Genomic DNA, 20,734 nt, shown 5'->3' with positions numbered 1-20,734 from the left:
AATGCTTACTTTGCATTTAAACCATTCTCAGATGAATTCCTCCTCGTTTTATAGTCTTTTACAAAAAAAATTCCCGTTCCAACCCACTTATAAACAGAATATTTTTTTTCAAAAAATAGCAATATTTTTAACCGAAGCAGATAATAATACCATTTTTGTCTTAAAAGGATATGCTGGAACAGGAAAAACTACGGTGATTTCCACCATAGTCAATAGTTTACTGGACATCAATAAAAAGTATGTTTTGCTCGCGCCAACAGGTCGCGCGGCAAAAGTAATTGCTAATTATTCGAACAAACCTGCTTTTACAATTCACAAAAAAATATACTTTCCTAAGAAATCCTCTGGAGGTGGCGTTTCTTTTACGTTGCAACAAAATAAACATACGAACACTATTTTTATAGTGGATGAAGCTTCTATGATTTCAGACACGAATTCCGATTCGAAGTTGTATGAAAATGGCTCTTTGCTGGATGATTTGATTTCTTATGTGTATTCAGGAACCAATTGTAAGATGATTTTATTGGGAGATACTGCCCAGTTGCCTCCGGTGAATTTAGATATTAGTCCTGCATTGGACATTCGTACTTTGGGAATGAACTATAATAAAGAAGTGGAACATATCGAACTGGACGAAGTCATGCGTCAGGAGGAGAATTCAGGAATTTTGCACAATGCAACAGAACTTCGAGAATTGCTCAAAGATTCTTTTATCGATGAATTCAAATTTGATGTTAAGAAATTTAAAGATATTGTTCGACTAACGGATGGGTATGATATTCAAGATGCCATTAATTCGGCTTACAGTAATTATAGCATCGAAGATACCGCGTTTATTGTTCGTTCGAATAAAAGAGCGAATCAATATAATGAGCAAATCCGGACCAAAATTCTAGATAAAGAAAGCGAACTCTCAACAGGCGATTTCTTGATGGTGGTGAAGAATAATTATTTTTGGTTAAAAGATTCGGATGAAGCTGGTTTTATTGCCAATGGTGATATTATTGAAGTATTGGAAATTTTTAACATCAAAGAATTGTATGGTTTTAAGTTTGCCAAAGTAAAAATTAGAATGATCGATTATCCCAATCAGATTCCGTTTGAAACGGTATTATTAATGGACACCATAAAAAGCGAATCACCTTCATTAACATACGAAGAATCGAACCGCTTGTATCAGGAAGTATTGAAAGATTATGAAGGAGAAACTAAATTCAAGCAGTTTCAAAAAGTAAAAGCCAACGAATATTTTAATGGCTTACAAGTTAAATTTTCGTATGCAATAACCTGCCATAAGTCACAAGGTGGTCAATGGAATACGGTTTTTATAGAACAGCCTTATTTGCCAGATGGTATAAATAGAGATTATATCCGGTGGTTGTATACGGCAATGACGAGAGCCAAAAATAAATTATATTTGATAGGGTTTAAGGATGAGAATTTTGTGGAATGATTTTAAAAATAACCGCTAATTCGCAAATTTTTCTATTTAATGTTAAAATATATAATTTGCGAATTTGCGGTAAAAAAATAACTATGAACACACTAAACGACTTACATAAAATATCAGGTTCTTTTTCAAATACCGAAAAAATGCCTGTTTTATTCCTGGGACACGGAAGTCCGATGAATGCGATTGAGGAAAATCAGTTTGTAACTGGTTTTCGGAACTTAGCCAAAACCTTACCACAACCGAATGCCATTTTGTGTATTTCGGCGCATTGGTTTACTAATGGAACAAAGGTTACCGCAATGGAAATGCCTAGAACCATTCACGACTTTGGAGGTTTTCCAAAAGCCTTATTTGATGTTCAATATTCCGCCAAAGGAAGTCCCGAATTAGCCATAGAAACTCAGCAATTATTATTGCCAACAGCCATAGAATTAGATGAAGAATGGGGTTTAGATCACGGAGCTTGGAGTGTGATTAAACATTTATATCCCGAAGCTAATGTTCCCGTAATCCAGTTGAGTATTGATTATACCAAACCGGCCCAATACCATTTTGATTTAGCTCAAAAATTAAGTGCGTTAAGCCACAAAGGAATTTTAATTGTAGGCAGCGGAAATATTATTCATAATTTACGAATGGTTGATTTTCAAGATTTTGATAAAGACGATTATGGATATGATTGGGCGATAGAAGCCAGAGCAACTATAAATGAGTATTTAACAGACGGAAATTTCCAACCGTTGATTGATTTCGAAAAGCAAAGCAGGGCTTTTCAATTAGCCATTCCTACGCCAGAACATTATTTGCCTTTGATTTACACTTTGGGACTAAAAGGAAAACAAGAAGAATTAAGTTTGTTTAATGATAAATTATTGGGTGGTTCGTTGAGTATGACATCGGTGAAGATTATGTAGAATAAATCTTATATTTTAACTATGAAAACAACTAAATTTTCATTTAAGTTATTCCGTTTTCCACCTTGTTTCAATAAACTTAAAAATATATAATCGATTATTTTAAGTTTTAAAAGAAGTTGCTAAAAATAATAATTTTGTAAAGACAAAAAACTCGGGGTATTGAAAGATTAAACAAAAAATATGGAAACAAAAGATTATTTAATAATTGGATTAGGTCTGCTTGGTTGGGTTTGGGGAATTATACAATTCAAACTGAATAGAAAATATCAAAGATCTGATAAAGCTTTGGAAAAAAGATTTGATGTTTATTCAAACTTCATGAATCAAATGGACGAAATAATCTTTAACATGAGAACTGATCCACAAATGACATACGGAATTGGAAATGAATTTATGGAAGAGGTGCTCACTGGGGATGAAATTAGAATTAATAATGCTTTATTAAAATTTAATTCTGATTTACTTGAGACAACTAAAAAATCCTTACAGCCAATGATGATAGTAAATCAGGAATTAAATAAATTAAAATTAGTAGCAAGTAATAAATTACTCCCAAAATTAAATGATTATAAACGTATCGTAAATGATTTTACTAACGATTATCAAACTGTTTTAAATAGAATGTCTAATTCTAATAGTTTAGAACAAAATGCAAATGAATTGAAAAGTATAGGGCAAGTAGAAAGAGGTAATCAAATGACCGAATTGTGGCAGGAAATTGAACAATTAATGAGAGACGAAATTGATTACTACAAAAAATAAATAAACATGAAAATAATAGCAGTCATTCCCGCACGTTACGCCTCAACACGATTTCCAGCAAAATTAATGCAGGATTTGGGAGGCAAAACCGTGATTTTAAGAACTTATGAAGCAGCGATAAACACTAAATTGTTTGATGATGTTTTTGTGGTAACGGATTCGGATTTAATTTATGACGAAATCGTTTCTCACGGAGGAAAAGCCATCAAAAGTATCAAGGAACACGAATCAGGAAGTGATCGAATTGCGGAAGCAGTCGAAAATCTGGACGTTGATATTGTGATTAATGTTCAAGGGGACGAACCATTTATTGATGCGGAACCTTTGGCAAAAGTCATTGAAGTTTTTAGAAATGATGTGGATCAAAAAGTGGATTTAGCTTCGTTGAAGCGCGAAATTACAAATGAAGATGACATCAATAATCCCAACAATGTAAAAGTAGTGGTGGATCAAAATGGATTTGCATTGTACTTTTCACGTTCGGTAATTCCGTATCCAAGGGAGAAAAATATAGGTGTTCGCTACATGCAACACATCGGGATTTATGCGTTTAGAAAACAAGCGTTACTGGATTTCTACAGGTTACCTATGCAATCCTTGGAAGCATCCGAAAAACTAGAGCAATTGCGCTATTTGGAATTTGGCAAACGCATCAAAATGGTTGAAACTACTCATGTAGGAATTGGAATTGACACCCCAGAAGACTTAGAAAGAGCGAGAAAAATGGTGTAATTTAGTTCTGGTTTTCATGATCAAAATAGCCTTTGGTTTTTACTTTGGTAGAAAAGAAATTCAAGAAAAGCACAATAAAAAACAGAAATAATAATGCTTGTGTAGTTACTAGAAATTTTCCGATTGTCGTAATTGGATAATAATCGCCATAACCGATGGAAGACGAAGTTACAATGCTGAAATAAACTGCATCAAACCAATGATAGAATGGCTTATTCAAGTAATTGTCGACGGAATAAAATACAGCATAAGCAAAGGCGATCTCTAGATAATTAAAAAAAAGTAACAGCATTGACCTTTTGTACGATCGTGGTTTAGAGAATAAATCAGAGGCAAAAATTAATGTTGGAATGTAAAAAACGGTTTCTAAAAAAACATAAACAAGAATCCAAATGATCCATAGTTGGTTTTGCCAGTGGTTTATTAAAATTAAAATCGGAAAAATTACTTTAAGCAAAACATAAAAATCCAAGGCTAAATCTTGGTATTCAACACCTTTTTTACCAGCCCAATACTTTATATAAATTCCAGGAAAAAACAATTGCGAAGAAGCCAATAGTAATCGGACGATTTTTTCAATTCCATTGTCTTCCTGATGGTCGTTGTTCCAAATGGATTGTATGTTTTGAATCCGTTTTTGAAGGGGATTGAATTGGGGCTGAGCACCTTGAGATGGTTTCCCTAAAAACAATTTTTTTATAATTTTTTTCATTCAATTTGCATTTAAAATAGGCGATGTAAGAGTACAAAATAATTGTGCTGCAATGCTACTAGATCGGATTATAATTTATTTCTAGTTATTTAGGGTTCCAATTTTTCGATTAAAATTAGCTCGTTATGAATTTCAACTCGCGGAATTGTTTTAATTTGAAACTGAGGGTTGTAAAATTCAGAGACATATTTTTTGTTTCTTATGTTTTGCGTTTCATTCAAAATCATCGTATTGAAAAGAATGAAACCTTTGCGTTGTAACAGAAAGCAGGTACGCTTGATAAAAAAATCTTCAAACAGAAAATTAGGCATTGTTGTATCTTGAAAAACATCAATGAGTATCAAATCATATTTATTTTGGGTTTTTAAAACAAATTCGAAAGCATCATCAATCACAATTTCAAGGTTTTTTACTTGGTCCAGTTTAAAGTAGGCATTGGCTATTTTTATGATCTCGGCATCTATTTCAACTCCGGTAATTTTTCCTTTATATTTAATTTCCTCCACCAATGTTTTTATTACGCTTCCTCCAGCAACTCCCAAAATAAGAATATGATTCATGGCGACTATTTTTTCATATCCAATATTTTTTAATCCTAATCTCAAGATGCGTTGTAAACTGCCATAAGAATAATTAGCGTTTTCCGAGTCTAAAACTAATTCTCCATTGGCCCAAGTGACTTCAATAGATTTACTCAATACCGATTTAGTCTCGTAAATTTTTATGGGAATAAAATAACTGAATATTTTTTTTATCATTGTACGCTGTTTAACCCAAAAATAAGATTTAAATTATTTAATTTACGCTAAATAGTAAAGAATGAAGAAACGATTATATAAATGGATATTTTTCAGACTCATGGGGTGGAAAATAGTGGGCAGCATTAATACCGATATCAAAAAATGTGTTATGATGGTAATGCCTCACACCAGTGCACATGATTTTTATTTGGGTATTTTCACCAGAGGAATTACCGGATTAGAAATGAATTGGGTTGGTAAAAAGGAATTATTTCGTTTCCCATTTGGATTTTATTTTAGGTACATGGGAGGAGAGCCTTTGGATCGCTCCGGAGGTTTAAATAAAGTCGATTCCATTGCGGCTATTTTCCAACGAAAAGAAATTTTTAGACTAGCCGTTGCACCAGAGGGAACACGTAAAAAAGTAACCGAACTAAAAACGGGATTTTATTACATCGCATTGAAAGCAAATGTTCCCATTGTACCTATAGCTTTCGATTTTGGAAAAAAAGAAGTTAAATTAGGGAATCCTTTGTCGCCGTCAGGTGCAATTGAAAATGATATAGCCATTTTAAAAAAGCATTTCATAGGAGTTAAAGGTAAAAATCCACAAAAGGGCTACTCAGTGTAAAGACGAGTCAAAATAAATCAGTTTAAGTTAAAACCAATTAATTGAATTTTTACTTATTTTAAAAACATTGATTTGCAACAGACAGCGATACAATTTAATTTTGTAACCTTATGGGATACTTGTGAATAAAGTAATTACAGAACTGTGTTCATGACAACAGAAACGGTTACATAATTTGAAATGTTTTTACAGAGCAGATCATTGTTTAATATAATGGCGAAAAGGAAGGCTCACTTATAGCGTACAACTACTACTATTAACAAATCCTCATATTATCGACTGAAGATGCTGAGCCAAGTGTGAGCGCAATTGCGGGAGCATCCTTTACCTGTTCGAATAAAATAAAAGTTGCATTGGGATTTTACCTACTAAGGAATGTAACTTTTAAAGGTCCCATTTTTATAAAAAATCACGATTTTATCAATTGTACCAGAATCAGGTTCTTTATTGCCGTTTGGATTTTCTATTTTTTTTGTTTCTAAGGACGGTCTCGGATCTGGGATATTTATTTCCGAAAATAAATTCTCTGGAATTGCCTCCGTTGCAGGAGGAGTTGGAGCAGTAGAGTTTACCATTGGCTCAATCGTATTTTCCTTTTTATCAAACTGCTCCGAATTTTTGGGAAAGGTTCCTTTTCCATTCAAAATCCAATACAAATCAACATCAGGAAACACGGCTAATATTTTAAGAATAAAATCCAAGCTGGGTTTGTTTCTGCCTGAAAGAAGGTGGGATAAACTCGAACGCTGCACCCCAATTTTATCGGCAAAAGAAGAGGCATTCAAGCTGTAATAATCTAGTATAAATTCTAACCTTTTTATAAAATCCTCGATGTTTACCATTGTAAATCACAATTAAATATTAACTAGTTACAAATGTAATTAAAACAGCTTGAAATAGCAAAATTACAAGTGTAATTTATTTCATTTCCTCATTTTTTATTAAAGTTTTTAATTATATATAATGTATTAAAATATTGATAATGTATTATTTAAGTATCATTAAAATAATTGGTAACATTTGTGTATCTAGAACCGATTGCTTGTCCTGATTAACACTAGAATACTGTTTACATTAATAATATTATTTCATTTTTGATTGTTTACAATTGTAAATATAAAGATGTTTACTTTTGTAAATCAAATAAAACAGCATGAATTTAGAATTATTGTTTAGTCAATATAAAGAAGAATCTCTTCACGGTCGGTACATCACTTTGGATTCGATGGAACCGTTATTGCAAAAATTAAACACCGATAATCAACTGCAAATTATTGGAAAATCAGTTTTAGGAAAGTCGATTTATTCGTATCAAATTGGAGAAGGTAAAACCAAAATTTTCCTTTGGTCACAAATGCATGGAAATGAAGGTACAACTACCAAAGCCTTATTTGATTTTATAAATGTGTTGCATAGCGGTTCAGACTTGGCGCACCAATTACTAACTACATTTACTTTTTGCAGTATTCCAATGTTAAATCCTGATGGAGCTACATTATATACGAGAGAAAATGCCAATAAAGTGGATTTAAATCGCGATTCGCAGGAGCTAACGCAGCCAGAAAGTAAGATCCTAAGAGCTACTTTTGAGGTTTTTAAACCGGATTATTGCTTTAACCTGCATGATCAGCGTACTATTTTTGGCGTGAGCGACACGGGAAAACCGGCTACATTGTCCTTTTTAGCCCCTTCATACAATAAAGAACGAGAAGTTAATGAATCTCGATTGAAGGCTATTCATTTGATTGCTAGTATAAATGAATCGTTGCATCAGTATTTACCCAATCAAATTGGTCGTTTTGATGATTCGTTTAATATCAACTGTATTGGGGATACTTTTCAATATTTAGGAGTACCCACGGTGTTGTTTGAAGCAGGGCATTTTCAAAATGACTATCAAAGAGAGATAACTCGAAAATACGTTTTTATGGCATTGATTCTAAGTTTCACTGCACTGAGCGAAAACGTTATAGTTAGCAACGGAATTAACAAATATTTGAATATTCCTCAAAATAAAGTCGTTTTTTATGATTTTATGTATAAAAACATCAAAATAAATTATGATGGTATCGAAATAATCACCAATTTTGCAGCACAATACAAAGAAGAGTTAATTGAAAATCAGATTTGTTTTAATGCCTACGTTGTTCAGATAGGCGATTTAGAGAATTATTTTGGTCATTTTGAATACGATGCTAAAGGAGCACTTTATAAAGATGATTTTGATTCAATTCCTAAATTAAACCAAAAAACTGATTTTTATTTAGATAATAACATAAAAGTTGTTAACGGAATGATAAAAATATAATATATATGTCATTTTGTTGTTTTTATGTATATTTTTATACTTTGTTAAAGCAATTAATAATATTAATTTAAGAGTTATGAGTAAATTTCGTTTAGATGAAGTAGATCACCAGATTTTAGATATGTTGATAGACAATACAAGAGTTCCATTTACGGATATTGCAAAAAAATTATTAATTTCGGCAGGTACAGTGCATGTTAGAGTTAAGAAAATGGAGGATGCAGGTATTATAATGGGATCTTCATTAGTGCTTGATTACGATAAATTGGGATATTCATTTATTGCGTATGTAGGTGTTTTTCTAAACAATACTTCTCAAACAAAATTCGTTTTGGAGCGAATTAATGAAATTCCGTACGTGACAGTAGCCTCTGTTACTACAGGGAAATTCAATATCTTCTGTAAAATCAGAGCTAAAGATACGAAGCATGCAAAGGATGTTATCTTTATGATTGATGATATAGATGGTGTTTATAGAACTGAAACTATGATATCTCTAGAAGAAAGTATTAATGACAAGAAGCGCTTGATGCATACTATTTTCAAAAATATGTAATTAGTCTTGAATGCGCTATATAATAAATATAACCTCAAGTTAATTCTTGGGGTTTTTTTTATGAAAAATGAACTAACTAAACCAACTACAACCGAATAACTATGTACACACTACCTAAAATTGAGCGTTTCAATCAAGACGTTCTATCGAAATATAATATTTACAATAGTGTTTTTATTACGCTACCGTTTCACTCTATAGATAATACAGGAGCTTTACTTCCTCTATTTACAGATAGTTGCGATACAGGCTTCAAAAAACAAGAAACACCAAAGGAAATAGTTGATTTTTTTGCTCAACGTTATTTACATGATGCCTCAGAGGCTGATAAAATTGACATCATGTTTCGTTTTATTCAGTATATAGAGCGCCAAATCGTATTATTTGATGCTATCGAAGATGCTGCTTTTCCGATTGTCAACAATATGGAAGGTAGAGGATCTCTTCGAGATATAAAAGAGAAGTCTGACGCAAAAAATAAACAAGAGGAATTAGTTGATTTCTTAGAAGATTTCAATGTGAGAACGGTTTTAACGGCTCATCCTACACAGTTTTATCCTGGAGCAGTTCTTGGGATTATCAATGATTTGACAGAGGCAATCCGTAAGAATAATTTATTAGATATCAAGCAATTGCTAGCGCAATTAGGTAAAACTCCTTTCATTAAAAATGAAAAACCGAATCCTTTTGATGAAGCAGTAAGCTTGATTTGGTACCTTGAAAACGTATTCTATGAAACTTCTGGTGAAATGGTTCATTATCTTCAAAAAAATATTTTTGATGGTAACTCCATAAAGAACCCTTTAATTAAGCTTGGTTTTTGGCCTGGCGGAGACCGTGATGGGAATCCATTTGTAACAACGGAGATTACTTTAAATGTAGCTGAGCGCTTGCGAACTTCCATTTTGAAATGTTATTATATTGAAATGAGAGGATTAAAAAGAAAATTAACTTTCTCAGGTGTAGATACTTTAGTTAATCAGCTTGAACAAAAACTTTATAGATCTGTTTTTTATTCAAAGGGGGAAATTTTTATCACTTTAGATGAATTTAAATCACAATTGAATAAAATAAAACAGATCATTATTGATCAACATCAATCCTTATATTTGGACGAATTAGATGCGCTTTTGATAAAAGTGAATTTATTTGGATTTCATTTTGCTTCTTTAGATATTCGTCAAAACAGTAAAATACATGATTCCGTGTTTAATGACATCGTCACGTATTATTTAAAAACCGATGAATCTGTTTTTCCGAAAAATTATTTTGAATTAACCGAAGAAGAAAAATTTAAGGTCTTGTCAAATACTAGTGGGAATCTTGATCCCGCTGTTTTTGAAAATGAATTGACACGCTTAACTATTGAATCTGTTCAAGCTATCAAAACAATTCAACAAAATAACGGAGAATTTGGTGCTAATCGCTATATCATTAGTAATAATGAAAGTGCGCTTAATGTAATGGAAACCTTTGCGTTATTTCGTTTGAGTAATTGGGAGGACCCTACAGTTGATATTATACCTCTTTTTGAATCAGTTGATGATTTGCAAAATGCGCATGCCATTATGGAAAAATTATACACTAATCCGGCTTATGCACAACATTTAATTAATAGAAATAATAAGCAAACCATCATGCTTGGTTTTTCTGATGGTACAAAGGACGGAGGCTACCTTATGGCAAACTGGAGTATTTACAAAGCCAAAGAAGAACTTACAGAAATATCTAGGAAATATGGCATTAAGGTTATTTTCTTTGATGGTCGTGGTGGTCCGCCAGCTCGTGGGGGTGGAAAAACACATAAGTTTTATGCTTCTTTAGGACCAAAGATTGAGAATAATGAAATTCAGGTTACAGTGCAGGGGCAGACTATTAGTTCTAACTTTGGTACATTAGATTCTTGCAGGTATAACTTGGAAAATTTACTGAGTGCTGGTGTGACCAATCAAGTTTTTGGTAAAGGAGATAATGAATTGACTTTAGAGGAAAAAAGTATATTAGATCAATTGGCAGGTTTAGGATATGAAAAATATTTAAGTTTTAAGAATCATCCCAAATTCATTCCTTATTTAGAACAAATGAGTACACTAAAGTACTATGCCAAAACGAACATTGGAAGTCGGCCATCGAAAAGGAGTAAATCAGAACACCTAGATTTTGCTGATTTAAGAGCCATTCCTTTTGTGGGTTCTTGGAGTCAGTTGAAGCAAAATGTACCTGGATTTTTTGGTGTTGGTACGGCACTTAAACATTTTGAAGATACTAATCAGTGGAATAAAGTTCAAGATTTATATGATCATTCTTTGTTCTTCAAAACCTTGTTAGAAAACAGTATGATGTCATTGGCTAAGTCATTTTTTCCTTTGACCGCTTACATGAAAAAAGATCCGCAGTTTGGAGATTTTTGGCAAATTATTTATGATGAATTTTTAGAAACAAAACGATTGCTTTTGAAAATTGCAGGTCATAAAGAGCTTATGGAAAATTACCCAGATGGTAAAGCATCTATACAAATAAGAGAGCGTATTGTACTGCCATTGTTAACAATACAACAATATGCTTTGTTACGAATTAACGAGTTAAACAAGGATAAATCACCTGATGAAGCTTTAATAAAAGTATATGAAAAAATAGTGACTCGTTCTCTTTTTGGAAACACAAATGCTAGTAGAAATTCAGCTTAAATAACATAAAATGAAATCAACACAATTACCTGTAAACGAATATGCCGCTTATTATACTCCCTACATAAACGCTTTGGGAGAAGTCACATTAATGGATGAATTAGAAATTTCATTACACGATTTTATTCATTTTGTACAAAACATTCCCATGGACAAATTTGATTATCGCTATGCAGAAGGGAAATGGACTATCAAAGAAATTATTCAGCATGTAATTGATACGGAACGCATTTTTGCTTATCGGGCATTGCGAATTTCGAGAGAGGATCAAACACCTTTACCCGGTTTTGATGAAAATGATTATATTGACAATACGAGTGCTAACAGCAGAAGTATTCAGGATTTACTAACTGAATTTTCAGCGGTTAGACATTCCAATTTGTTTCTTTTCAAAAGTTTGTCCGAAGAGCAGTTAAAGAGAATGGGAACTGCTTCAAATGCAGTTGTTTCTGTTCGTGCAATTGGTTTTATTATGATTGGTCATCAAAAACACCATCAAAAAGTTTTTCAAGAAAGGTATTTATAGTTTATTGAAAACCGGCTGACCAGATTTTTAGCTTGTTTTCAAAAGACATGGTATTAGCAGGACTAGTAGAAGGCATCACATAATACGTGATGCTTTTTATTTGTCCAAATTTTTTCAGAAAGTATTTATGACTTTCTTTGCCATTAAAAATAATTGTGGTGATTCCGGGGAATTCTAAGAATAGTGTTTCAAAATCATTTGCTTTTTGATTTTTGATATGAATGTCTAAGCTTCCTTTTCTTTCGCAATTTTCTAAAACATCCCAAAGTCCAATTTTATTCGCTTGGAGTAATTGTATTTTTTTTTCGAAAACTCCAGCTATTGGTAAATTATCCAACAGCGTGTACATTATTTTCCAAAAATGATTTCTTTTGTGCGCATAATATTCTTGTTTTTCCAATGAAGCAATGCCAGGCATAGTTCCTAGAATCAAAATTTCTGTTTGTGAATTCACAAAAGGAGGAAAGGAATGAATCATAATACTTGCTAAACTATTGCGTTTTCTTTTTCTAATATTGCTAAGGCTAACCGAATTTTTCCATAATCAATTTTTTCTTCAAAATAATCAAAATAGGGTTTTAAGGCATTTGGTGATTCCAGTTTTATTTGCGCTTCGGCAATTTGCGTAACTTCTTCTTTTGAAATAAAAGAATCCAAATCTATATAAGCACCATCAACGTACAATTTAGCTAAATGAGACATAATCGTACTAAGACCTAATTTTCTTTTTTGAGCAATTTCTTCAACAGAAAATCCATTTTTATACAATTCCAATGTTTCTTTGAAAGTAGTAGCTTCTTTCTTTTTTCTGACAACTTTAGATTTTTGAAAATCAATTATCGCATTGATAAAAGCATCGCCATATTTTTCTAGTTTTGCTTTTCCAACGCCGTCAATTGCCAGTAATTCTTGATCGCTCATCGGTCTTTCGGTTTCCATCTGGCGCAAAGCTGCATCACTAAAAATTACATAAGCTGGAACGGATTCTTCTTTGGAAATTTCGTAGCGTAGTTTTCGTAAGGTTTCAAAAAGTGAATTCGTAACCGATTTACTTTTTGTTTCCTTTATAACTTGCTTGTCAATATTAATTTTTTGGATAGTTGTGAGTTGTACTTTTTCGCCTTCAAATAATACTTTTTTTGCTAAAGAAGTAAGTCGAATTTTATTTTGTTTATGAAAAGCGATTTCACAATAACCAAGATTTATCAGTTGGATTAAATATTGGTTCCAATCATACCAAGAGAGTTCAACTCCAACACCATACGTTTTTAGGTTTTGGTATTCTTTTTCATAAATATAAGCATTTTTGGATCCGCGCAAAAAGTCAATTATCACCGGTAATGGTTCCGTTTCCTGTAAACGAAAAATTGCCGATAATGCTTTTTGTGCAATGATGGTTCCATCGAAAAATAGCGGTGGATTTTTACAGATATCACAATTTCCACAATTCTCTGTAACGAGTTCGCCAAAATAGGACAGCAATATCTTTCTGCGACAGCTCAAAGCATCAGCATATTGTTTCATACGCTCTAGTTTGGCTAGTTGGACTTCAGCATTTAAGCCTTGTGAGGCAAATTTTTGCAATTGAATCACATCGCCGTAACTTTCGAATAATACGGTTTCTGAGGGTAAACCATCTCGGCCGGCTCGACCAATTTCCTGATAATAACCTTCTATATTTTTAGGCAAATTATAGTGAATCACCCAACGCACATTTGATTTATCGATACCCATTCCAAAAGCGATAGTGGCGCAAACGACTTGACATTCATCATTAATGAATTCATCTTGAGTTTTGGAACGGATTTTATTATCTAAGCCAGCATGATAGGCCTTTGCATTGATTCCAATTTTTTGTAGTTTTTCGGCCAATTCTTCGGTTGTTTTTCGGCTTAAGCAATATACGATTCCGGATTCGGTTGGTTTTTCTTGAATAAAATCTATAATTTGTTTTACTCTGTCCAAAGCGGGACGAACCTCTAAACTTAGATTTTTTCTATCGAAAGAAGCAATAAATATTCTAGGATTTATTAAGTTTAATTGTTGGCTAATGTCTTTACGTGTAGCTTTATCAGCAGTTGCAGTTAAAGCTAAGATTGGAGTAGAAGGGAAGCGGTTTTTGAGGTATCCAAGATTTGTATAGGCGGGTCGGAAATCATGTCCCCAAGATGAAATGCAATGTGCCTCATCAATAGCAATAAGACTTATGGTTAAACTATTAAAAATATTGTCCAGAAAAGATAAGCTTTCTGGAGCAATGTAAACCAATTTAATTTCATTCGATTTTAAGCTTTCGATATAAAACTGACGTTCGTCTTCGGTTTGACTGCTGTTGATATAACAGGCTTCAATTCCATTAGCTTTTAAGCCATCGACTTGATCTTTCATCAAAGCTATTAACGGGGAAATTACGATTGTAATTCCAGGAAAAAGTAAAGCTGGTAATTGAAAACAAATTGATTTTCCTCCACCAGTTGGCATTATAGCTACTGTATCTTGTCCAGAAAGAATACAATTTATTATTTCTTCCTGATTGGGTCTGAATTTTTCAAAACCAAAGTTCTCCTTTAGTTTGGCGTGTAAAATTTCTTGAGTCATTGTGGCGTATATTTAGAGGTCTAAAGTTATAAAAAAAGGAACTCGTGTAGGAGTTCCTTTTTATAAATATATTCAAAAATGGGATTAATTAATCCTCATCTTCGTCTTCATCCTCGTCTGAAAAATCTTTTTCATCCGCATCATCGTCATCGTCATCATCACCTGAGTCAGCATCTAGTTTGTCAACAGCATCCTCGTCCTCGTCATCATCTTCTATATCATCGTCTAAATCCAATCCTTTAATTGGCTCAACAACTTCATCAATCATGATTTCATCATCTTCATCATAATTTTCAATTCTATCAGCTAGTTTAGTACTTACTTTAACTAAATAAATAGTGTCTTCAGTTCGTACTTCAACTGCTTCAATCAATTCATTTTTAGCGTTTCTAAAACTAATAATGTTTGAATCATCATAACCATCTGGAAATTTATCAACCAAAAGATTTAAAATTTCATTGGTAAGTTTTGCGTAATCAACTATTACTCTTTTCATAAAATAATTCTATAGGTCTAATAAATAAGCGAAAATTAAAGGTGCTACAATGGTAGCATCTGACTCAATAATAAACTTAGGAGTTTTAATATCTAACTTACCCCAAGTAATTTTTTCATTTGGTACCGCCCCAGAATACGAACCATAACTGGTTGTTGAGTCTGAAATTTGACAGAAATAACTCCAGAAAGGAATGTCATGCATTTCCATATCTTGATACAACATTGGCACCACGCATATTGGAAAATCTCCTGCAATTCCTCCACCAATTTGGAAAAAACCTACCCCATTAGTACTGTTTTTTGGATACCAATCTGATAAGAAAACCATGTATTCAATACCTGATTTCATTGTAGATGCTTTTAAATCTCCTTTTATTACGTACGATGCGAATATATTTCCCATGGTACTATCTTCCCATCCTGGTACAATAATAGGTAAATTTTTCTCGGCCGCTGCATACATCCAACTGTCTTTTAAGTCGATTTCGTAATATTCCTCAAGAACCCCGGATAGTAACATTTTGTACATGAATTCATGTGGAAAATATCTTTCTCCTTTGTCATCAGCATCTTTCCAGATTTTGTAAATATGCTTTTGCAAACGACGAAATGCTTCATGCTCAGGAATACAAGTATCTGTAACGCGGTTTAAACCTCTTTCCAATAAATCCCACTCATCTTGTGGAGTCAAATCACGGTAATTTGGTACTCTTTCATAATGAGAATGAGCAACTAAATTCATGATGTCTTCTTCTAGATTTGCACCTGTGCAAGAAATGATATGCACTTTGTCCTGACGAATAATTTCAGAAAATATTTTTCCAATCTCGGCCGTACTCATAGCACCGGCCATACTCACCATCATTTTTGCACCATTGGCTAATTGTTCTTCGTATGCCTTAGCTGCGTCAACTAAAGATGCAGAGTTGAAATGCAGGTAGTGCTTTTCAATAAACTGACTGATTGGTCCTTTGCTCATTTTTTTTAATTTAAATACCTAATAATCATTACGTTAAAATTATTATTTCAAATTTAACGATTTTTTAAATTGAATAACTGAATGTTTGTTAATTTATTTTCGGTCGTATCCTAATATTTTTAAAACGTCCTCTGAGGTTTGTTGCTCTGAGAAAACTTCAGTAGCTAAAATCCCGTTTTCATCTCTATCTATTAATATATGTTTGGGCTGTGGAATCAAACAATGGTGTAATCCTCCGTATCCTCCTATAGTTTCCTGATAGGCTCCGGTGTTAAAAAAACCAATGTACAATGGTTTCTCTTTGTTGTATTTTGGCAAGTAAATAGCATTCATGTTCTGCTCGGAGTTGTAATAATCATCGCTATCACAGGTCATTCCGCCTAGTAGTACTCTTTCATAAGTTTCATTCCAGCGATTGACTGCTAACATGATAAAACGTTTGTTGATAGCCCAAGTATCTGGTAAAGTGGTAATAAAAGAGGAGTCGATCATGTTCCATTTTTCTCTATCATTTTGTTGCTTCTGATATAAAACTTGATAAATAGCACCGCCGCTTTCTCCCACTGTAAAGGAACCGAATTCGGTAAAAATATTTGGTACATCTACTTCAGCTTCATCACAAGCAATTTTTATCTGATTGATAATTTCATCAATCATATACTGATAATCATACTCAAATGCCAGCGAGTTTTTTATTGGAAAACCGCCACCAATATTTAATCCATCAAGAGTAGGACATTCTTTCTTTAATGCCACGTATACTTTAATACATTTTACTAGTTCATTCCAATAATAGGCATTGTCATTTATACCGGTGTTGATAAAAAAGTGTAACATTTTCAGTTCCAATTTTTTATTTTCTTTGATTTCTCTTTTATAGAAGGGAACAATATTTTTGTAACCAATTCCTAATCTTGACGTGTAAAATTCAAATTTTGGCTCTTCTTCGGCAGCAATACGAATACCAATTTTGAATTTGCTTTTTATCTGTCCTTGCAGTAGATCTAGCTCTTCAAAATTATCAATAATTGGAATCGTGTTTTTATGACCATTATTGATAAGACGCGCAATATTATCAATGTATTGGTCTCTTTTGAAACCATTACAAATCACATAGGTACTTTTATTGATTTTTCCGTTTGCCAATAAATTTTCAACAATGTTTATATCGAAAGCAGAGGAAGTTTCAATATGAATATTATTTTTGAAAGCCTCGTTCATAATATACTCAAAATGAGAGCTCTTTGTACAATAACAGTAATAGTATTTTGCCTCATATTTATTTTTTTCCATCGATTTACGAAACCAGCTTTTGGCTTTATTGATGTTATTTGAAATTTGAGGTAAATAAGTGAATTTTAATGGCGTGCCGTATTGCTCAACCAATTTCATCAAATCAATGTTGTGAAATTGCAGGTTATCTTTGTTTAAAGTAAATTCTTCTTGAGGGAAATAGTAGGTTTGATTTATTAAATCAGAATATTTTGTGTTCATTAGATGTCGTAATTATAGATTAAAATATTGTAAAAATAAAGTAACCGATAATTCAAACCCGAATATTTGCATAAACGATCTGAAGCTTTTCGTGGTCTGCTTTTAAATATTGGAAAACATCAAAACTAAAGTTGCCTTTGATAGAATAAAACCGTTTTAATATCTTTAGAAAAGACATCTTTTTTTGGGTTTTATTAGAACTATAATTTTGTTTGTTTTGACTTTTTTTCATTGGGGCAAATGTAAAAAATATTATATACGCAATGCAATCCTTTTTATAAAAAATAATTAAGATTTATAATCCAGAAACGCCTTAAGAATTAATTCATTTTCAACCGATTGATTGATTTTTATTTTTCCGATACCATCAATCAAAGCAAACTGTATGTTTCCAAACTCATTTTTTTTGTCGTGTATCAACAATTCTAAAATAGGCTCTATATCTTTTTCTTCAAAAATGATATCGTTATAGATGGATTTTATGCCAGATTTTATCTCAGAGAATTCCTCTTTATTGATTAGTTTTTTATGCAATGAGATGAAACTTTCCAAGATCATCCCAACGGCTATGGCTTCTCCATGTAACAAAGTTGTTTTATTTTCATTTTCCAAAAAATAGCTCTCAATGGCATGACCTAAAGTATGACCAAAATTTAATGACTTACGAATATTTTTCTCTGTTGGATCTTGGATAACAATTTCATTCTTTATTTCGACCGAACGGTAAATTAAGGAATCAAAATCAGCAAAATCAATGGATTTTAGATCTAAAAATTGCTCCCAATAGTCCTTATCATATATTAAACCGTGTTTGAGCATTTCAGCGAGACCGGAACGCATTTCATTTTGTGGCACCGTTTCAAGATATTCAGTGTCGATAAGCACCATTTTTGGCACATTAATAACACCGATTTGGTTTTTTAAATTTCCTAAATCGACCCCATTTTTTCCGCCTACAGAGGCATCAACCATTGATAGTAATGTGGTAGGAATGTGAATAAAATCAATTCCTCGCTTGAATGTTGAAGCAACAAAACCACCTAAATCAGTAACAACACCGCCACCCAAATTAATTATTAGGCTTTTTCTGTCGGCACCAAGTTCAGTGAGTACATTCCAAATTTGGACGCAAGTCTCAATATTTTTATTTACTTCACCGGCATCAAATTCAATGATTTCAATAGTAAGTTCAGTTTCGAGAAAAGGGAGAAATTTTGGAATGCAAAATTCATTCGTATTACTGTCAACAATAATAAAAATTTTAGAATACTTATTTTCTTTCAAATGAATATTTAAGGCTTCGTATGCTTTTTCGTTAAAATGTATTGGGTAACTGTTGGCTTGAATTGATTGCATCTTTATGGATTAATTGGAACCGCAAAATAAGGTAATTTTTGGGGAATAATATTCAAAACTCTGTCTATATTTGTACAAAAATTATAACAAATAATGGAAAAAATATTCAATAATACCCAAGTTGCCTTTTCATTAAAAAGTGATACCGAATTAGATAGAGCTTATTTCCTTTTCAAAATGATTGCTAATCAGCCTTTAGTTCGAATTGGAACCGCAGTTACAAATTTTGCTTTGAAAGCCAATCTCCCTGTTGAAGGCTTAATTCGTGCTACTGTTTTTGACCACTTTTGTGGTGGTGTAAATGAAGTAGATTGCCTATCTGTAGTGGATAAAATGTATACAAAAGGGGTTTCTTCTGTATTGGATTATTCTGTAGAAGGAAAAGAGGAAGAAGACCAATTTGATGCTGCGCTTGAAATGACTCTAAAAACAATTGAGTTTGCAAAAGAACGTTTGGCTATTCCTTTTGCCGTTTTTAAACCAACGGGTTTTGGTCGTTTTGAATTGTATGAGAAATTAGGAGAAAAACAAGTGTTAACTCTTGAAGAACAAGCAGAATGGAATAGAGTAGTGGCGCGTTTTGATTTGGTTTGCAAAGATGCTCATTCTAAAAATGTAGCTCTTTTGATTGATGGTGAAGAAAGTTGGATGCAAGATGCTGCAGATGATTTAGTGACTGAAATGATGCGCAAATACAACAAAGAAAAAGCAATTGTTTTCAATACGTTGCAAATGTATCGTTGGGATCGATTGGATTACTTGAAAAAATTGCATGAACAAGCCAAAAATGACGGATTCTTTATAGGTATGAAATTAGTCCGTGGTGCTTACATGGAAAAAGAAATGGCTCGTGCCGAAGAAAAAGGATACCCATCACCAATTTGCGCTTCAAAAGAAGCTACAGATGAAAATTATGATGCCGCAGTTCGTTATATGGTTGATCATTTAGATTTGATGTCGATTTTTGCGGGAACGCATAATGAATTAAGTACATACAAATTGATGGAATTGATGCAGGCGAAAGGCATGAAAACCAATGATGATCGAATTTGGTTTGGTCAATTGTATGGTATGAGTGATAATATCAGCTATAATTTGGCAGCTAACGGCTATAATGTGGCTAAATATTTGCCTTTTGGCCCTGTCAAAGATGTGATGCCATACTTGATTCGTCGAGCAGAAGAAAATACTTCAGTAGCGGGTCAAACGAGCCGCGAATTAGCGATGATTAAAGAAGAAAGAAAAAGAAGAAAAGGGAAATAGTTTTAAAATCTCTTTCACTGAAAAAAGCTCCAATTTTAAAAAATTGGAGCTTTTTTTTATATAACTACGCTTAATATCTAGCTCTTATAAGTATAGTTATTAGTATATAAGTAGGAGATATTATCCTATTATATTGATAATTTTGAGTATAGTGCATCATTTTTTTGTTTCAATTTTTTTATAATCGAAAGTACTTGCTTGTTTCATAGCTAATAAAAATAACGTAGTTTTTTTTATTATTTATCTACAATAGTTAGCACAATTCCTTTGCTTTTCTACTTTTTTTAAGTCAAGTTCTTCTTTGGACAGTTGACTGTGCTGAAAAAACAACCTTCAAGGTTAATTTTACATTTTTTTTAACGGGACACTGAATTTCCGGTTAATCGCATGATTAATAAAAGGTTATTCTCTTAGATTAACAGGCGTTCTATGCTGCTCCCCAAAAAACGTACAACTTTTTGTGTGAATTTAAGATAGGATTAAAAACCTTAAATTAGCAGAATTATGTCAAGAACAAGAAGA

General features: G+C 32.6%; 19 protein-coding genes. 10 read left to right on the top strand and 9 right to left on the bottom strand.

The annotated features are described in order from the left end of the window. Positions 1–31: 31 nt before the first annotated feature. The 4 genes from BUC11_RS08045 (at position 32) to kdsB (ending at position 3,864) form a co-directional block, all read left to right on the top strand. Complete coding sequence (locus BUC11_RS08045; RefSeq protein WP_073353145.1) at positions 32–1,453, top strand: ATP-dependent DNA helicase; 1,422 nt, start codon at positions 32–34, stop codon at positions 1,451–1,453. Positions 1,454–1,536: 83 nt separating this feature from the next. Then, positions 1,537–2,367 (top strand): 4,5-DOPA-extradiol-dioxygenase, encoded by an 831-nt coding sequence (ygiD, locus tag BUC11_RS08040; RefSeq protein ID WP_073353226.1) that lies wholly within the window; start codon positions 1,537–1,539, stop codon positions 2,365–2,367. Positions 2,368–2,550: 183 nt separating this feature from the next. Beyond that, a complete protein-coding gene (locus BUC11_RS08035) occupies positions 2,551–3,132 on the top strand; it encodes a hypothetical protein (protein ID WP_073353143.1) in 582 nt (193 codons plus the stop codon). A gap of 6 nt (positions 3,133–3,138) precedes the next feature. Beyond that, entirely contained in the window at positions 3,139–3,864 is a 726-nt protein-coding gene (kdsB, locus tag BUC11_RS08030; protein WP_073353142.1) for a 3-deoxy-manno-octulosonate cytidylyltransferase, read from the top strand. Between the two features lies 1 nt (position 3,865). Here the strand turns inward: kdsB and BUC11_RS08025 are convergent, their stop codons facing one another. Both BUC11_RS08025 and BUC11_RS08020 read right to left on the bottom strand, forming a co-directional pair. Further along, positions 3,866–4,576 (bottom strand): potassium channel family protein, encoded by a 711-nt coding sequence (locus BUC11_RS08025; protein ID WP_073353140.1) that lies wholly within the window; start codon positions 4,574–4,576, stop codon positions 3,866–3,868. Positions 4,577–4,665: 89 nt separating this feature from the next. Then, entirely contained in the window at positions 4,666–5,334 is a 669-nt protein-coding gene (locus BUC11_RS08020) for a spermidine synthase (RefSeq protein WP_073353138.1), read from the bottom strand. 61 nt (positions 5,335–5,395) lie between these two features. On the opposite strand from BUC11_RS08020, the gene BUC11_RS08015 reads away from it, so the two are divergent. After that, positions 5,396–5,947 carry a 1-acyl-sn-glycerol-3-phosphate acyltransferase gene (locus BUC11_RS08015; RefSeq protein ID WP_073353136.1) on the top strand — a complete coding sequence of 184 codons (552 nt, stop codon included), beginning with the start codon at positions 5,396–5,398 and terminating at the stop codon, positions 5,945–5,947. Positions 5,948–6,315: 368 nt separating this feature from the next. Here BUC11_RS08015 and BUC11_RS08010 read toward each other — a convergent pair whose 3' ends face one another. Then, positions 6,316–6,789, bottom strand: a complete 474-nt coding sequence (locus BUC11_RS08010; protein WP_073353134.1) for a helix-turn-helix domain-containing protein — start codon at positions 6,787–6,789, stop codon at positions 6,316–6,318. 311 nt (positions 6,790–7,100) lie between these two features. Between BUC11_RS08010 and BUC11_RS08005 the strand changes: the two genes are divergently transcribed. The 4 genes from BUC11_RS08005 (at position 7,101) to BUC11_RS07990 (ending at position 12,024) form a co-directional block, all read left to right on the top strand. Then, a complete protein-coding gene (locus BUC11_RS08005; RefSeq protein WP_073353133.1) occupies positions 7,101–8,255 on the top strand; it encodes a M14 family metallopeptidase in 1,155 nt (384 codons plus the stop codon). A 76-nt stretch (positions 8,256–8,331) separates the two neighbouring features. Next, the gene (locus tag BUC11_RS08000; protein ID WP_066082003.1) at positions 8,332–8,811 is read left to right on the top strand and encodes an Lrp/AsnC family transcriptional regulator; all 480 of its coding nucleotides are present in this window, start codon (positions 8,332–8,334) and stop codon (positions 8,809–8,811) included. Between the two features lie 101 nt (positions 8,812–8,912). Beyond that, the gene (locus tag BUC11_RS07995; RefSeq protein WP_073353132.1) at positions 8,913–11,498 is read left to right on the top strand and encodes a phosphoenolpyruvate carboxylase; all 2,586 of its coding nucleotides are present in this window, start codon (positions 8,913–8,915) and stop codon (positions 11,496–11,498) included. 10 nt (positions 11,499–11,508) lie between these two features. Then, a complete protein-coding gene (locus BUC11_RS07990) occupies positions 11,509–12,024 on the top strand; it encodes a DinB family protein (RefSeq protein ID WP_073353131.1) in 516 nt (171 codons plus the stop codon). Between the two features lies 1 nt (position 12,025). On the opposite strand, the gene BUC11_RS07985 is transcribed toward BUC11_RS07990, so the two are convergent. The 6 genes from BUC11_RS07985 to aroB all read right to left on the bottom strand — a co-directional run bounded on the left by BUC11_RS07985 (position 12,026) and on the right by aroB (position 18,949). After that, positions 12,026–12,502 carry a DNA-deoxyinosine glycosylase gene (locus tag BUC11_RS07985; RefSeq protein WP_073353130.1) on the bottom strand — a complete coding sequence of 159 codons (477 nt, stop codon included), beginning with the start codon at positions 12,500–12,502 and terminating at the stop codon, positions 12,026–12,028. A gap of 8 nt (positions 12,503–12,510) precedes the next feature. Further along, positions 12,511–14,622: a DNA helicase RecQ gene (gene recQ / locus BUC11_RS07980; RefSeq protein ID WP_073353129.1), complete on the bottom strand. Its 2,112-nt coding sequence runs from the start codon at positions 14,620–14,622 to the stop codon at positions 12,511–12,513. An 88-nt stretch (positions 14,623–14,710) separates the two neighbouring features. Then, on the bottom strand, positions 14,711–15,118 hold the full coding sequence (locus BUC11_RS07975) for a DNA primase (protein WP_073353128.1): 408 nt from the start codon (positions 15,116–15,118) through the stop codon (positions 14,711–14,713). Positions 15,119–15,127: 9 nt separating this feature from the next. Then, positions 15,128–16,099 (bottom strand): deoxyhypusine synthase family protein, encoded by a 972-nt coding sequence (locus tag BUC11_RS07970; protein WP_073353127.1) that lies wholly within the window; start codon positions 16,097–16,099, stop codon positions 15,128–15,130. Positions 16,100–16,192: 93 nt separating this feature from the next. After that, positions 16,193–17,593 (bottom strand): type III PLP-dependent enzyme domain-containing protein, encoded by a 1,401-nt coding sequence (locus BUC11_RS07965; RefSeq protein WP_073353126.1) that lies wholly within the window; start codon positions 17,591–17,593, stop codon positions 16,193–16,195. A 288-nt stretch (positions 17,594–17,881) separates the two neighbouring features. Beyond that, complete coding sequence (gene aroB / locus BUC11_RS07955) at positions 17,882–18,949, bottom strand: 3-dehydroquinate synthase (protein ID WP_073353124.1); 1,068 nt, start codon at positions 18,947–18,949, stop codon at positions 17,882–17,884. A 93-nt stretch (positions 18,950–19,042) separates the two neighbouring features. On the opposite strand from aroB, the gene BUC11_RS07950 reads away from it, so the two are divergent. After that, the gene (locus BUC11_RS07950) at positions 19,043–20,212 is read left to right on the top strand and encodes a proline dehydrogenase family protein (RefSeq protein ID WP_073353123.1); all 1,170 of its coding nucleotides are present in this window, start codon (positions 19,043–19,045) and stop codon (positions 20,210–20,212) included. The last annotated feature ends 522 nt before the right edge of the window (positions 20,213–20,734 follow it).

Source organism: Flavobacterium xanthum (genome assembly GCF_900142695.1).
Classification (GTDB): Bacteria; Bacteroidota; Bacteroidia; order Flavobacteriales; family Flavobacteriaceae; genus Flavobacterium; species Flavobacterium xanthum.
This window is presented reverse-complemented; position numbering and strand designations above follow the sequence as displayed.